Origin of the sequence: Sciscionella sediminilitoris (assembly GCF_000737195.2) — a bacterium.
GTDB classification, from domain to species: Bacteria; Actinomycetota; Actinomycetes; order Mycobacteriales; family Pseudonocardiaceae; genus Sciscionella; species Sciscionella sediminilitoris.
In genome coordinates this window covers 86,515-100,688 of sequence record NZ_JALM01000021.1, presented here as the reverse complement: position 1 = coordinate 100,688, position 14,174 = coordinate 86,515, and the positions used below count along the sequence as shown (strand labels likewise).

Annotated in this window: 11 protein-coding genes; 5 read left to right on the top strand and 6 right to left on the bottom strand. The window is 69.6% G+C overall.

The window, feature by feature from the left end:
* Positions 1-154: 154 nt before the first annotated feature.
* The 3 genes from AD72_RS11695 to AD72_RS11685 are packed head-to-tail and all read right to left on the bottom strand — an operon-like array spanning position 155 to position 2,688.
* The gene (locus AD72_RS11695) at positions 155-589 is read right to left on the bottom strand and encodes a contact-dependent growth inhibition system immunity protein (protein ID WP_037345456.1); all 435 of its coding nucleotides are present in this window, start codon (positions 587-589) and stop codon (positions 155-157) included.
* 6 nt (positions 590-595) lie between these two features.
* Positions 596-1,759 (bottom strand): o-succinylbenzoate--CoA ligase, encoded by a 1,164-nt coding sequence (menE, locus tag AD72_RS11690; protein WP_031466497.1) that lies wholly within the window; start codon positions 1,757-1,759, stop codon positions 596-598.
* A gap of 26 nt (positions 1,760-1,785) precedes the next feature.
* A complete protein-coding gene (locus AD72_RS11685; RefSeq protein WP_031466496.1) occupies positions 1,786-2,688 on the bottom strand; it encodes a 1,4-dihydroxy-2-naphthoyl-CoA synthase in 903 nt (300 codons plus the stop codon).
* A gap of 18 nt (positions 2,689-2,706) precedes the next feature.
* On the opposite strand from AD72_RS11685, the gene menD reads away from it, so the two are divergent.
* Positions 2,707-4,440, top strand: coding sequence for a 2-succinyl-5-enolpyruvyl-6-hydroxy-3-cyclohexene-1-carboxylic-acid synthase (gene menD, locus AD72_RS11680; protein WP_231644795.1), 1,734 nt, complete (start codon positions 2,707-2,709; stop codon positions 4,438-4,440).
* Here menD and AD72_RS11675 read toward each other — a convergent pair.
* Positions 4,430-5,449, bottom strand: a complete 1,020-nt coding sequence (locus AD72_RS11675) for a cation diffusion facilitator family transporter (RefSeq protein WP_031466494.1) — start codon at positions 5,447-5,449, stop codon at positions 4,430-4,432. The two genes, menD and AD72_RS11675, sit on opposite strands and share 11 nt — an antisense overlap.
* A 108-nt stretch (positions 5,450-5,557) precedes the next feature.
* Here AD72_RS11675 and AD72_RS11670 point away from each other — a divergent pair, with 108 nt between their 5' ends.
* From AD72_RS11670 to AD72_RS11655, 4 genes are all read left to right on the top strand, one after another.
* The gene (locus AD72_RS11670; protein ID WP_031466493.1) at positions 5,558-5,932 is read left to right on the top strand and encodes an ArsR/SmtB family transcription factor; all 375 of its coding nucleotides are present in this window, start codon (positions 5,558-5,560) and stop codon (positions 5,930-5,932) included.
* A gap of 97 nt (positions 5,933-6,029) precedes the next feature.
* The gene (locus tag AD72_RS11665; RefSeq protein WP_051898514.1) at positions 6,030-7,535 is read left to right on the top strand and encodes a M1 family metallopeptidase; all 1,506 of its coding nucleotides are present in this window, start codon (positions 6,030-6,032) and stop codon (positions 7,533-7,535) included.
* A gap of 34 nt (positions 7,536-7,569) precedes the next feature.
* Complete coding sequence (locus AD72_RS11660; protein ID WP_031466491.1) at positions 7,570-8,439, top strand: 1,4-dihydroxy-2-naphthoate polyprenyltransferase; 870 nt, start codon at positions 7,570-7,572, stop codon at positions 8,437-8,439.
* A gap of 47 nt (positions 8,440-8,486) precedes the next feature.
* Entirely contained in the window at positions 8,487-8,921 is a 435-nt protein-coding gene (locus AD72_RS11655) for a VOC family protein (RefSeq protein ID WP_031466490.1), read from the top strand.
* Between the two features lie 4 nt (positions 8,922-8,925).
* On the opposite strand, the gene AD72_RS11650 is transcribed toward AD72_RS11655, so the two are convergent.
* Together AD72_RS11650 and AD72_RS11645 are read right to left on the bottom strand one after the other, a co-directional pair.
* A complete protein-coding gene (locus AD72_RS11650) occupies positions 8,926-11,649 on the bottom strand; it encodes a LuxR C-terminal-related transcriptional regulator (protein WP_031466489.1) in 2,724 nt (907 codons plus the stop codon).
* Positions 11,650-11,801: 152 nt separating this feature from the next.
* Positions 11,802-14,174, bottom strand: coding sequence for a WXG100 family type VII secretion target (locus AD72_RS11645; protein WP_031466488.1), 2,373 nt, complete (start codon positions 14,172-14,174; stop codon positions 11,802-11,804).

Here is a 14,174-nt window from a genome sequence, read left to right as displayed (position 1 = left end):
CACGGCCTGCTCGCTGAGCCGATCAAGCAACTCCCGATTCGACAACATCGCCGAACACTCCCCAGCGTTCATGACATCTATAATACCGCAGTACGCCATGATTTCCCAGGAACAGCACCAAGAATCGCCTCAACGGAGTAACGCGGCAAGGCCATCATGTCCACAGCCGGGCTGCCCTCTTCCGGAAATCCACGATCTCGTCCAGGAGCCCTGACACGGCGAACTCGTCGGCACGCAGCAACTCCTCGGCCAGATCGATGACCGGACACAGACGTTCGAGCTGTTCCGGGTGTGTTTTCCAGTACTCGTCCGGGGTCCGCAGCACGGAATGCAGTACGTCGCCGGGATAGAAATCGCCTTCGCAGAGCGGATTCTCCGCGAGCCGGTCGAGCGCACGCGGCAGGAGGGCGGCGATTCCGACTCGCTGACCGAGCAGTATTCGCAAAGCTTCGTCATCGAGTCGATCGACGGGCAACCGACGGAGGCGGTGCACGGTGCTGATCAGCATCGTGGTGTCCTCCGGCGGATCACCCCAGTCGTCCCGCTCGATTTCTTGGAGGCTGCGCGGTTCCGGCGCCAGCTCACCCATCCACGCTCAGCTTTCGCCCATGGCCTCACGGACCGCGCCGCGGTCGACTTTTCCGGGGCCGCGCATCGGGAAAGTCGGCAGTCGCTCGAAGCGTTTCGGTACGGCGGCCTTGCCGAGTTCGGCGCGCACGGCGGCGGCGAGCTTGGCCTCGTCGGGCCCGCCGACCCCGCTGGCGGGCACGATCGCGGCGACGACGGCCTCTCCCCAGTGTTCATCGGGCATCCCGACGACGCAGGCCTGGGCGACCGAGGGCTGGGCGAGCAGCACCCGTTCGATGAGCGCGGGAGCGAGTTTGACCCCGCCGGAGTTGATCATGTCGTCGGCACGGCCGAGCACTTCGAGCCGTTCACCGTCGAACCGGCCGAGATCCCCGGTCCGGAACCAACCGTCCACAAAGGACTCGGCGGTGTGTTCGGGTGCGCGCCGGTAGCCGTGCGCGAGCACGCTCCCGGACACCTCGATCACCCCGATCCCATCGCTTTCCCCGGCGAGCCGCACGCCGACCCCGTCGAGCGGGATCCCGTCGTAGACGCAACCGCTCGCGGTCTCGCTCATGCCGTAGGCGGCGACCACCCGCACCCCGGCGTCGACGGCCCTGGCCCGCAGGCTCGGCGAGGTCGCCGCGCCGCCGAGCACGATGGCGTCGAACCCGCGCAGCGCCTCGCAGGCGGCCCCGTCCTCGAGCAGTTTGGCCAGCTGGGTGGGCACCAGCGCGGTGTAGTGCCGCCCCGGCTCGTTGAGCACTCCCGCGGCAGCGGCGGTGAACGCCTCCGGGACGAAGCCGCCGCGGGTCTCCACGATCCCCGGTTCGGTGTCCGCAAGCAGGGCGCGCACGAGCACCTGCACCCCGCCGATGTAGCAGGCGGGGGTGGCGAGCAGCCAGTGGCCGTCCCCGCCGAGCCGCTCGTGGGTCGCGGTGGCCGAGGCCCGCAGCGCCGTGGCGGAGAGCAGCACCCCCTTGGGCTCACCGGTCGATCCGGATGTGGCGATCAGGACCGCGGTTTCCGGTTCGACGGGATCCTCGGGCGCCATGGCCGCGCGCAGTGCGGCGCAGCTGGGGTCGGTGCCCGCGAGCGGGAGCACGGTTTCCCCGTCGTTCAGCGCGGCGTGCAGGGCCTCGGTCAGTTCGAGTACGGGTTCGGGCGACCCATCGAGAACGATCTCGCGCACGGTTGTCTCTCAGCTTGTCGTAGGGCTCAGTAGTAGTACGGGAACGCCGACCAGTCGGGCGAGCGCTTCTCCAGGAAGGCATCCCGCCCCTCGACCGCCTCGTCGGTCATGTAGGCCAGCCGTGTCGTTTCACCGGCGAACAGCTGCTGGCCGACGAGCCCGTCGTCGATCGCATTGAACGCGTATTTCAACATGCGTTGCGCTGTCGGGGATTTCCCGTTCACCTCGCGCGCCCACTGCAGCGCCGTTTGCTCCAATTCCGCATGCGGGACGACGGCGTTCACCGCGCCCATTTCGTGCGCCTGCCGCGCCGTGTACTCCCGGCCGAGGAAGAAAATCTCGCGGGCGAATTTCTGCCCCACCTGACGGGCGAGATAGGCGGAACCGAATCCACCGTCGAAGGAGCCCACATCGGCATCGGTCTGTTTGAATCGCGCGTGTTCCTCGGAAGCGATGGTCAGATCCGCGACCACATGCAGCGAATGCCCGCCGCCGGCCGCCCAGCCGGGCACGACGGCGATCACCACCTTGGGCATGAACCGGATCAGCCGCTGGCATTCCAGGATGTGCAGCCGCCCGGCGCGGGCCTTGTCCACGGTCTCCGCGGTCTCCCCGGAGGCGTACTGATAACCGGTGCGGCCACGGATACGCTGGTCACCGCCGGAGCAGAAGGCCCAGCCCCCGTCCCGTGGGGACGGCCCGTTCCCGGTGAGCAGCACACAACCGACGTCGGCGGAGGTGCGGGCGTGTTCGAGTGCGGTGTACAGCTCGTCGACCGTGTGCGGGCGGAACGCATTGCGCACCTCGGGCCGGTTGAATGCGATGCGCGCCACTCCAGGCTCGACACTGCGGTGATAGGTGATATCGGTGAATGCGAAATTGTCGACTGGCGCCCAGCGTGACGGGTCGAACAGCTCGGAGACCTCCATAACTGGGAGGATAGAACCATGAGTCTGAACCCGTCGACGGCGCAGGCACGAGTCATCGTCGACGAACTGATCCGCTGCGGAATCGGTGACGTCGTACTGTGTCCCGGATCCCGTAATGCCCCGCTCTCCTTCGCACTGCACGACGCGGAGCGGGCCGGCCGGATCCGGCTGCACGTGCGCATCGACGAGCGCAGCGCGGGCTTCCTCGCGCTCGGCCTCTCCCGTGGGTTCGGCCACGGACCGGTTCGCACCGGACGAGTGGCGCTGACCTGCACTTCCGGTACCGCGCTCGCCAATCTGCACCCCGCGGTCCTGGAAGCGGCGCACTCCGGGGAACCACTGGTACTGCTCACCGCGGACCGTCCCGCCGAGCTCGTCGGCAGCGGGGCGAACCAGACCACCCAGCAGCACGGGCTTTTCGCCCCGCACGTACGCACGGTGGATTTTCCGCTCGCCGAACACAAATCCGGGCAGAACAAGGTGTGGCGCGGAATACTGTGTCGAACTCTTGCCGGGGCGAGGGGTCCGCTGCACCTGAACATTCCGTTCCGCGAGCCACTGGTCCCCGAGGAGGGGGACTGGCCGGAATCCCTCGAGGGCCGCGCGGACGGGGCGCCGTGGACCGCGATCACCACCCGCGGGGCACCCGATTCGGGGGGAACCGAACTGCTGCGCGCGTGTTCGAGCAAGACGCTGGTGATCGTCGGGGACGCGCCCTGGCACGCCGCTTCGGCCGCAGGCGAGGTGGCCCGGCGGATGGACTGGCCGCTGCTGGTCGAACCGCCAGGGGTCGGTCCGCGGCACGCCATCTCCTCGGCCTCGCTGATCCTCAACAGCGTGGCCGAGCTGCCCGCGAAACTGCAGCCGGAGACGATCGTGCTCGTCGGGCGGCCCACGCTGTCCCGAGGGGTGAACCGGCTGCTGCGCTCCGGCCCGCCGGTGCACCTGGTGTGCACCCCGGAACAGTGGGCGGACGCGCAGTATCTGGCCGAATCGGCCACGGAGCACCTCGACCCGTCCGCGATCGCCGAACTCACCGAGGCCGAGGTGGATGTGCGCGCCGGCGGCCAGTGGAGTGCACAGTGGCGCAAGGAGAATTCCCGCGTCACCGAGGTCATCAAATCCTGGTTGGCACATTGCACCTGGCCGAGCGGGGCGCACGTGGCACTCGATCTGCTCGCCGCGCTGCCCTCCCCGGCGACCATGTTCCTGGGTTCCTCCAACGCGATCCGGGATGTCGACCTGGTCGCCGAGCGCCGGGGCGACCTGACCGTGCTGGCGAACCGCGGACTGGCCGGGATCGACGGGAACGTGTCCACGGCCATCGGGGCCAGCCTCGCGGTCGCCGCCAAACGCGGGCGCGCGGTCCCCGGTTACGCCTTCCTCGGTGACCTGACCTTCCTGCACGACGTGAACGGGCTGCAGCGCGCGCCCGGCGAACCCGAGCCGGATCTGACGATCGTGGTCAACAATGACGACGGCGGCGGCATCTTCGGCCTGCTCGAACAGGGCCAGCCCGAGTACACCGAGTCCTTCGAGCGCGTGTTCGGTACCGCGCACCGGGCCGATATCGGCGCGCTGTGCGCCGGATACGGGGTGCGCCACACCATCGCGCAGGACCGCGCGACGTTCGCCGAGGCCGTGCGCCCCGCCCCCGGGCTGCGGGTGATCGAGGTGCGCACCGATCGCGAGCGGCTGCGCGCCGAGCGGGCCCGGCTGCGCGCGGGAGTGGCCGCCGCGCTCAACGAATAGCGGCTCCGTGGTACTCGGCCCCGCCGGGATGGGCGTGGATGAGGGCCCGGCCGAGCCGCGGCAGGGTGCCGAGGAGCCGATGCTCCGCCTCGTGCGCGATCGTGTGGGCCGCGACGAGACTGAGTCCGGGGTCCACGTCGAGTTCGGATTCGGCGTGCAGGGTGTGCCCGACCCAGCGCAACCGAATGGCGTCGACGCCGCGCACACCCGGGGTCCCGGCGAGCGCCCGCTCGGCGGTGTCCACCAGCTCCGGATCGACGGCATCGAGCATGCGGGAGAACACCTCCCTTGCCGCTCCCCAGAGCACGGTCAGGATCGCGACCGTGATCAGCAGGCCGACGACCGGATCGGCCCAGCGCCAGCCCGACCAGGATCCCGCGGCGGCGAGCAGCACGGCGAGGCTGGTGAATCCGTCGGTGCGCGCGTGCAGGCCGTCGGCGACCAGGGCGGCGGAACCGATCCGGCGGCCGACGGTGATCCGGTACCGGGCGACGAGCTCGTTGCCCAGGAATCCGATGCCCCCGGCCGCCGCGACCCAGCCGATATCGGTCATCTCCCGCGGGTTCAGTAGCCGGTCGATCGCGGTCCACGCCGCCAGTACCGCGGAGGCCAGCATGACGAGCAGGATCACCAGCCCGGCGAGGTCTTCGCTACGGCCGAGCCCGTAGGTGAATCGCCGCGTAGCCGCCCTGCGCCCGAGCAGGAACGCGATCGCGAGCGGCACCGCGGTCAGGGCATCGGCGAAGTTGTGCAGCGTGTCGCCGAGCAACGCCACCGAACCGCTGACCGCCACGACGGCCAGCTGCGCGATCGCGGTGACCAGCAGACCGGCGAACGACACCCACAGCGCCCGCATCCCCCGCGCGCTGGCTTCCAGGGTGGAATCCACGAGCTCGGTGCTGTCGTGGCTGTGCGGGGTCACCGCGTGCGCGAGCCGCCGCCGGATCCGGGACAGTCCGCCACCGCCGTGGTCGTGACCATGGCCGTGGCCGTGCTGGTGTTCGGTCATGGCGGAGACTCCTGCCGGTTCCGGATGAATACCTGGCCGAGCTTAGCAGCTTATCTGCGTATACATGCAGATAAGCATCCAATAGAGCAGGCGGGTAGGCTGATCCGCATGCACACCAGCCAGCCGGAGTTCCCGATGCCCGCGGACGAACAGGTCCAGTTGGCGGCCGAATCGTTCCGCATGCTGGCCGACCCGACGCGCATCAAGGTGCTGTGGGCCCTGCTGCACGGTGAGTCCTCGGTGGCCTGTCTGGCCGAATTGGCCGGCGCCGCACCGGCGGCGATCAGCCAGCACTTGGCGAAGCTACGACTGGCCGGCCTGGTCACCGGCCGCCGCGAAGGGACCTTCGTCTACTACTCGGCCGCCAACGAACATGTGCGGCGGCTGCTCTCCCAGGCACTGTTTCACGCCGACCACGTCGACCGCGGCATCCTCTCGGACAGCACGCCGCACACCCATACGCCCGGGCCGTCTTCACGGTGAATGGCAAGGGTTCCCAGATACTGCGATGCCCGCCGAACGGCGCTGTTCGAAACCGTCCGTGCTGACTAGCGTGCCCTCCATAATGAATGGAGGGTTCATGTTCAAGGCAGGAAGAGCCGCGGCGACCACGATCGGTGCCGTCTGCGCGGTCGCATTGTTCGCCGGTAACGCGGCCGCCGCGGGTTCACCGGGTGGGTCGAGCATCGGTGACTCGTACTATCCGAACGACGGCAACACCGGTTACGACGTCGGGCATTACGATCTCCGCTTGAATTACCAGCCCAAGGGGGACCAGCTCGCCGGGACGGCGACCATTCTGCTGACCCCGACCACGGACCTCTCCTCGTTCTCTCTCGATTTCGGGCTGCAGACCGATTCGGTGCTCGTGGACAACGCGAAAGCGGAATTCGCCAAGAAGGACGCGAAACTGCGCATCACCCCGAAGACCGATCTGCCGAAGGGCAAACAGGTCACCGTGGTGGTGCGCTATCACGGTGTGCCCTCGCAGGTGTCGATCAACGGGGAAAAGGACTGGGTGGCCGGTCCGGACGGGGCACTTGCCGCACAGGAACCGCACATGGCCGCGTTCTGGTACCCGGTCAACGACCATCCCCGGGACAAGGCGAGCTACGACATCTCCGTCGCGGTCCCCAAGGGACTGCAGGCGATCAGCAACGGCGATCTGGTCGGCGAGTCCAACCCGACCGCGGACACCACCCGGTACAGCTGGCGCCAGCCCAAACCACAGGCCCCCTATCTGACCCTGCTCGCGATCGGGAAATACGAGATCGACAAGGGCAAGACCCCGGGCGGGCTGCCGTTCATCACGGCGTACCAGAAAACCCTCGGCGATTCGCTGAACGCGGCCAAGGCGAGTGTGCAGCGCACTCCCGAGGTGCTCGATTTCGAGGCGCGGAATTTCGGGAAGTACCCGTTCGAGGCGCAGGGCGGCGTGGTTTCCAGTCAGCTGAGTTTTTCCCTGGAAACCCAGACCCGGCCCATCTACGGGGCGAAGAATTTCGCGAAGGGAACGAATCTCGGCCTGATCGCGCACGAGAACGCGCACCAGTGGTTCGGGGATTCCACCTCGGTACACGACTGGCGCAATATCTGGCTCAACGAGGGCTTCGCCACCTACGCTTCGTGGCTGTGGTCCGAGCACTCCGGTGAGGGGACCACCCAGCAGCTGATGGACTCGCTGTACGCGGAAACCCCGGCGGGCGACAAGAAGTGGGACATCCTGCCCGGGAACCCGGGGCCGGACAACCAGTTCGACAGCTTCGCCGTCTACGACCGGAGCGCGATGGCCGTGCAGGCGCTGCGCAATGTGGTCGGGGACAAGGCGTTCTTCGCGATCCTGCACGCCTGGACCGCGAAACTGCGGTACAGCACCGGAACGATCCCGCAGTTCACCGCGCTCGCCGAGCAGATCTCCGGGAAACCGGTCAAGCGGCTGCTCGACACCTGGCTGTTCACCGCGGGCAAACCGGCGCACACCGCACAGAACGGGTTCCCCGCGACACAGCGAGTGAGCACGCAGGCGCCGAAATCCCTTCCGCAGATCGAGCGGAACAACCGGCTGCTCGCGAGCCAGCACCACTGATCCGGTCGCCGCGCCGTAGAGCAGAATGGGCGGTATGGCAACAACGGCGCAGTGGGTTGAGGGTGCGCGGCTGCGTACCCTGCCGAACGCGATCGCCCCAGTGCTCGTGGGCACCGGGGCCGCGGTCGGTATCGGCGGTTTCCAGTGGTGGGCGGCGTTGTGCGCGCTGATCGTCTCGCTCGCGCTGATCGTCGGGGTCAACTTCGCGAACGACTACTCCGACGGGGTGCGCGGCACCGATGACGAGCGGGTCGGCCCGCTGCGGCTGGTCGGTTCCGGCGCGGCGAGCGCGAACACCGTGCGTGCGGCGGCATTCACCAGTTTCGGGATCGCCGCGGTCGCCGGGCTGGTGCTGGTGATCGGCACCGGGCAGTGGTGGCTGCTCGCGGTGGGCGCGGTGTGCATCCTCGCCGCCTGGTTCTACACCGGCGGTTCGCATCCCTATGGCTACGCGGGCTTCGGGGAACCGGCCGTGTTCCTGTTCTTCGGCCTCGTCGCGGTGCTCGGCACCCAGTACGTGCAGGCCGGGCGGATCAGCTGGCCCGCCATCCTGTGCGCGGTCGCGGTCGGCTCCTTCTCCGCGGGTGTGCTCATCGCCAACAACCTGCGCGATGTGCACACCGATCCGGACTCCGGCAAGGTCACCCTCGCCGTCCGGCTCGGCGCCGAGCGCACCCGGATCGCCTATGTGATCGTGGTCGTCGCGCCACTGGTGATCAGCGTGGTGCTCGCGCCATGGCACCCCTTCGTGCTGCTCGGCCTGTTCGCCGCGGTCCTGGTGGCGCGCGGCGTGCGCACCGTGGCCTCGGGCACCGAGGGACCCGCGCTGATCCCGGTGCTCAAGGACACCGGGCTGGCCATGCTCGCGTGGTCGGTGCTGACCGGAGTCGGCCTGGCCCTCTAGCGGAAAACCACTAGGTACCGGCGATCGCGCGCGTCTATGGTGGGCCGGTGACATCGGTCAAACAGGTACAGATCACCTTCGACTGCGCGGAGCCCGAACGCGTCGCCCGGTTCTGGTGCGAGGTGCTGGGATATGTCGTCCCGCCGCCCCCGGAGGGGTTCGCCGACTGGGGCGAGTTCAATCGCGCGCTGCCGCCGGAACGCCAGGATTCCGCGTTCGTCTGCGTCGATCCCACCGGCGCCGGTCCACGCCTGTTCTTCCAGCGCGTTCCCGAAGGCAAGACCGTCAAGAACCGGGTACACCTCGATGTGCGCGCCGGAACCGGGCTCGAAGGCGCGGAACGCCTCGCCACACTCGAGGCCGAATGCGCGCGGCTGGTCGCACTCGGCGCGACCCGGCTGTACCTACTGCCCGCCGATGGCGAAGAGGAATCCTGCCTCGTGATGCAGGACGTCGAGGGCAACGAGTTCTGCCTGGACTGAGCCTTCAGTTCGCCCGCGGTTCGGGGACCGCGTTCGGCAGCAGCCGCACCGCGAGCTGGGTGCGTGAGTGCACCCCGAGTTTGCGGTACACGGCCTGCACGTGGCTTTCCACGGTGCGCACGGAGACGAACAGCGCGGCGGCGACCTCCCGGTTGCTGGCCCCGGTCACCACGAGTTCGGCGACCCGGCGTTCGGCGGCGGTGAGTTCCCGGGAGTCGCGCACGGAGGCGAGCCTGGCGAGCTCGGCCTCACCCTGCCTGATGAGCGGGACATCGCCGATCTCGGTGAGCAGTCCGGTGGCGCGTTTGAGGGTTTCCCGCGCGGACCGGCGGGCCCGTTTGCGCCTGCGCACTCTGCCGAGTTCGAGCAGGCTGCGCGCGTACGCGGGGCGGAACGGGCTGTCCCGCAGCTCGGTAACGGATTCGGTGAGCAGTTTCTCGGCCGCTTCGAGGTCTCCCTCTGCGGCGCGCAACATGCCGTGCAGCCTGGAGCGCACCCCGGGAAGCACGACCCGTTCGGCGAATTTCCCGGCCTCGGCGAACCGCCCGGCCCCGATGAGCGCCTCGGTGAACTCGGTGTCGATGGCGAGCTCGGTGATCGGGTCGAGTTTGCCGAGCCACGGCACGAGTCGGGCCGCCGCGGCGAGCGCTTCGGTGGCATCGGCCCAGCGCAGTTCGCGGTTGGCGGCCATTCCGGTGAGGGTGTGCGTGTACACCTGGCGGTAGTGCTGGTCGCCGTGCCCGGAACCGGCCTGTTCGGCGAGATAGCCGTGCAGCGCGGCGATCCGGCCCTCGGTGATCAGCAGTCGTCCCTTGGCGGCGAGCAGTACCGGCGGGGTGCCGTCCCCGAACGGGCGGGTGTCGAGCTCGCGGAGCAGTTCGGCGGCCCGCTCGGTGTCCCCGAGCACGAGCTCGTTCGCGGCGAGCTGCACCCGGTACTGCGCGGCGAGGTAGTCCTCCCCGCGTTCGGTCGCGGTGGCCAGGCGGGTGCGGAAGGCGTCCCTCGTCCGTACCGGATCGAGCCCGATCCGCAGGCAGTACGCGGTGCGTACGGTGGTCGCGTGCTCCCCGTATCCGGCGGCGAGCAATCCCTTGCGCACCTGTTCGTGCCGCTCGGCGATCTCCGGATCGGGCTCCAGTCCGCGGCGCACCCGCTGCTCGACGAGTTCGCCGAGCGCCCGGTACAGCGCGGTATCGGCGAGCCCGGTGGAATCGAGCACCGAGACGGCGTGTTCGGCCATGGTCCGGGACTGGCCGGGGAAGAAGTCCGGGTCCGCGCCGATCCCGTCGACAACGGCGAGCCGCAGCGGATCCTCGCGCATGGCCGCGCGCAGTTCCCCGATCACCTCGGCGGTGATCTGGTTTCCCCTGATCAGCGTGGTCGCCTCGATGAGCAGGGGCAGCCCGCGATCGAGCAGGCCGATGGGCAGTTCGGTGAACTCCACCGCCGCCAGCAGTTCGCACACCCGGTTGAAGGCACCGATGGAGAACTGCATGGCCGCGGTTTCCACCAGCCACACCGCGGTCTGCAGGTGCGCGGGCACATGGGCGAGCGCGCGTTCGGCGATGCGCGCGGCGGTCCCGATCTCCCCGCGCGCCCGCGCCCGCCGCGCCACACCCATCAGCGCGTCCGCGGTGCGCTCGTCCGCCCCGGGTTCGGCGGACAGCTGCAGATGCCGCGCCTGCTCGACGGGTTCCTCGACCACACCGGCCAGGCGCGCGTGCAGCTGCCGTCGCGCTCCCGGGGCCAGTTCCACCAGTGCGGCACTGCCCAGCATCGGGTGGCTCGGCTGCAGTTCCCCGTCCCGCTCCACAATGGCCAGTTCGGTGCTCGCCGCGTCGATCGCTTGCTGTGGTTGACATTCCCCGTCCAGCGCGCGCCGCACCTGATCCACCCGGGCCCGCCCGAACGCGGCGGTCGTGGCGAGTACATCCCGCGCGGGTTCACTGAGCCCGCCGAGCCAGGCGCGCACCTTGGCGGTGATGGATCGCGGTAGCGTGCCCGGTTCGCGCATCTCCAGTGCCCAGCCGGGATTGCCCCCGGTTTCCGCGCGCAACCGCTCGATGTCCGCGCCGTCCAGTTCGATTCCGTTGTCCCGCAACAGGTTCCCGAACTCCTGCGGGCCGAGCCCGTGCAGCTCCACCCGGCGCGCCCAGCTGAACGGGAGCGCGGTGGTGTGCGCGCCGAACGGTGCCGGGTACACCAGACCGGTGCCGAGCAGCGCGACCGGTGCCTCGCTGATCCGGCGCAGCCCGTAACCGAGCGCGAGCACCGATTCGGCGTCCATCCAGTGCACATCGTCGATGGCGAGCAGCAGCGGGCCACGGGCGGCCAGTTCGCGCAGCAGCATCGCGATCCCGGTGACCACGGCGAGCTGGCGCGGTTCGGCCGGCGCGCTGCTGCGCAGGAACACCACCTCGACCGCGGCGCGCTGGAGCTCCGGCAGGGTGGCGAGCAGTTCCTCGTCGACCACCTCGCCGAGCAGATCGTTGAGGCTCCCGTAGGCCATGCCCGATTCCGGGGCGGCCGCGGAGGTGCGCAGCACGGTGCGCCCGAGCGAACGCGCGTGCGCCACCGCCTCGTCGAGCAGCGTGGTCTTGCCGATGCCCGCTTCACCGGTGATCAGCAGCGGTGTGTCCGGCCAGTCCCCCTCGGCGAACGCCCGCAGCTCGGCGCGCTTGGCGATGCGTCCGGCAGGCTCGGGAATCTCCCTGCCGGAAACGGGCATGCTCTCACTCCGTGGATGGGCGTTATTTCGCAACGCTCACTTTACCGAGAAAGCCGTCCCCGGGTGGGCCGGGCTTGACCTCGGTCACGGTCATAGCGGAAGGATGCCTGTTATGAGCCTATCTGGCTGATTCGCCCCGTTTCCTGGTCGAGCTAACCTTGCTGCTTCTTCTTCGGCGGACGTTCCCCGATCACCGGCGGCGGCAGGTGTTCGTCCTCGGCGGCGAACAGCTCGGAACTGCGCGGCATCAGCTTGTTGCCCTTGTGCTCCTTGTCGCCGCCCTGGCCGCCGCCTGCGCCGCCACCCATACCGCCGCCACCCATCGGGGCACCGCCGGTCTGGCCGCCGCCGGAACCGCCGCCGGGACCACCGGCTCCCGGGGCACCACCCTGGTTGGGCATGCCCTGCGCCGGTGTCGGGCTGGCCCCGCTGACCGGCCCCTGGCCCGGGGTTTGCGCGTCGACCTGCTGACCGGTCGGCGCGCTGCCGCCTCCGGTCGCACCGCCACCGGCACTGCCCGCGTCGTAGCCCTGCGCCGAAGGCATCGTGTGCTGCGCCGAGCTGACGTGCGTGGGCGAAAGCCCGTGCTTCATCGGCTCGGAATGCGTCGGCGAAAGCCCGTGATGGCTGGGATGCACCACCGGACCATGGCCGCCTTCGGCCGGATTGTGCAGCGGGTTGTGGTCGGAGGGCATCACCGGCCCTGGCCCCATCGGGATGTGCGGCAGCTTCGGCTCCGGCGCATCCGGGATGTGCGGGGTGTACGGCGCGGGCTCCTGCGGTTTGGACGGCCGCACCGGACCGGGCCCGCCATCGGGCACCTGCGGCGAACCGTGGTGCTGCGGGGTCAGCGGATCCGAGCCCTGCGGGGGCGGAGCGATCGGTGGCTTGGGTGGTTCCGGGGCGTCCGGGATCACCGGCTTGTAGGGCGCCGGTTTCTGCGGACGGCCACCCGCGGGACCGCCACCGCCACCGGGACCACCGCCGCCCGGTCCACCCATCGGCGGCATCGGTGGCTGAGGTGGTGGCGGGGTCGGCGGGTTGGCGCCGCCGGGCGACTGGCCCGGTCCGGTCGGCGGGATGTTCACGCCCTGCGGCGTCGGGGTGTCCGGAATGTTCGGCACGTAGCCCTGCGCCGAAACGCCCTGCTGCGGACCGTTGCCGAGGTTCGGCGGAGCGCCGGGGGACTGTGGCGGCGAAACCGGTGGTGGCTGCATCCCGGGCGGTTGCCCGGCGGGATCGCCCTGCCCCTGGCCGAATCCGGCGTACTGGTACTGCTGCCCGCCGCCCGGAGCACCCTGCACTCCCGGAGGGGGCGCGCCCTGATCGCCGCCGCCCTGGAAACCCTGATAGCCGTACTGGGCCGCCGCTCCGCCCGGGGCCTGCGGGGGTACCGGCGCACCGCCGCCACCGCCTTGGAAACCCTGGTAAGCGGGGCCACCGACCGGGGCGCCGCCGTTCTGCAGCGCGGGATCCTGACCGCCACCGCCGCCTTGGAAGCCCTGGTAGCCGTACTGGGTCGCGGGCCCGCCGCCGTTCTGCAGTGCCGGATCCTGACCGCCGCCACCCTGGAAACCCTGGTAGCCGTACTGCGGCCCGGGCCCGCCGCCGTTCTGGAAGGCGACGTCCTGGGCGTCCCCGCCCTGGAAGCCTTGATAGGTGTTGTCCACGGGCGGTCCCCCGCCGTCCTGCAGCTGGACGGAACCGTCACCGCCCTGGAAACCCTGATAGCTGGTGCCGGATTCGCCGCCCGGGGCGCCGTTCAGATCCGGCTCGGAGTCACTGCTGTTGAACCGTTCCGTGGCGCTGGCCAGCTCCTGCACGATCGAGACCAGGGTCTCCAGCCGCTCCGCCATCCGCGCGAGTGCCGCGGCGAGCTTGGCGATCTTCGCGGCGAGCTCGGCAGCCTTGGCCGCGGCCCTGCCGACCGCGACCCCGATGTAGATCGCCTCGGAGGCACCGAAGGTGATCGGCATCGCCGCCGCTGCCGCGATCGCGCCCTCGATCAGCTGCGAGATCAGGCTGCTGATCGCTTCCTTGACGATGTCGTGCATCGCGGTGACCAGTCCACCGGAGATGGAGGTGACCGATCCGCAGGCCTCGACCGCATTGCTCAGGGTGCGCAGTTCCTCGCCGAACTGGTCCATGCTCGAACCGAAGGCCTCGGAGGCGTCTCCGGACCACTGCGAGCGCACATCGCTGACATCGGAGTCATTGGTGTCGGCGAGCTCACCGAGCTGCTGGGAGAGCTGCTTGAGCTGGTCCACACTGGACTGCACGGCGTTCGCGTCACCGAGCAGTTTGTCCAGCGGCTCCTTGAGGAAGCTGATGTGGTCGAGCAGCCAGCCGACCCCGGCACTGAGCACCGAGCCGAGTGGATCGGCCATCGAGGAGGCGATATCGGCGACCTGGGAGACGTCGTCGATCACCTGACCGACGACATCCGGGCCCTCACCGCGCGCGCCCTGCTTGACCTCGTCGATCTTGCTGTTGTGCTGCGCGGTGGCGCCGCCGCCCTTAGCCAT

Bases quoted from the DNA above. Each gene is read 5' to 3' on its own strand.
- AD72_RS11695 (WP_037345456.1), bottom strand. From the start codon at position 589: ATGGGTGAGCTGGCGCCGGAACCGCGCAGCCTCCAAGAAATCGAGCGG.
- AD72_RS11685 (WP_031466496.1), bottom strand. From the start codon at position 2,688: ATGGAGGTCTCCGAGCTGTTCGACCCGTCACGCTGGGCGCCAGTCGAC.
- menD (WP_231644795.1), top strand. From the start codon at position 2,707: ATGAGTCTGAACCCGTCGACGGCGCAGGCACGAGTCATCGTCGACGAA.
- AD72_RS11675 (WP_031466494.1), bottom strand. From the start codon at position 5,449: ATGACCGAACACCAGCACGGCCACGGCCATGGTCACGACCACGGCGGT.
- AD72_RS11670 (WP_031466493.1), top strand. From the start codon at position 5,558: ATGCACACCAGCCAGCCGGAGTTCCCGATGCCCGCGGACGAACAGGTC.
- AD72_RS11665 (WP_051898514.1), top strand. From the start codon at position 6,030: ATGTTCAAGGCAGGAAGAGCCGCGGCGACCACGATCGGTGCCGTCTGC.
- AD72_RS11660 (WP_031466491.1), top strand. From the start codon at position 7,570: ATGGCAACAACGGCGCAGTGGGTTGAGGGTGCGCGGCTGCGTACCCTG.
- AD72_RS11650 (WP_031466489.1), bottom strand. From the start codon at position 11,649: ATGCCCGTTTCCGGCAGGGAGATTCCCGAGCCTGCCGGACGCATCGCC.
- AD72_RS11645 (WP_031466488.1), bottom strand. From the start codon at position 14,174: ATGGCTAAGGGCGGCGGCGCCACCGCGCAGCACAACAGCAAGATCGAC.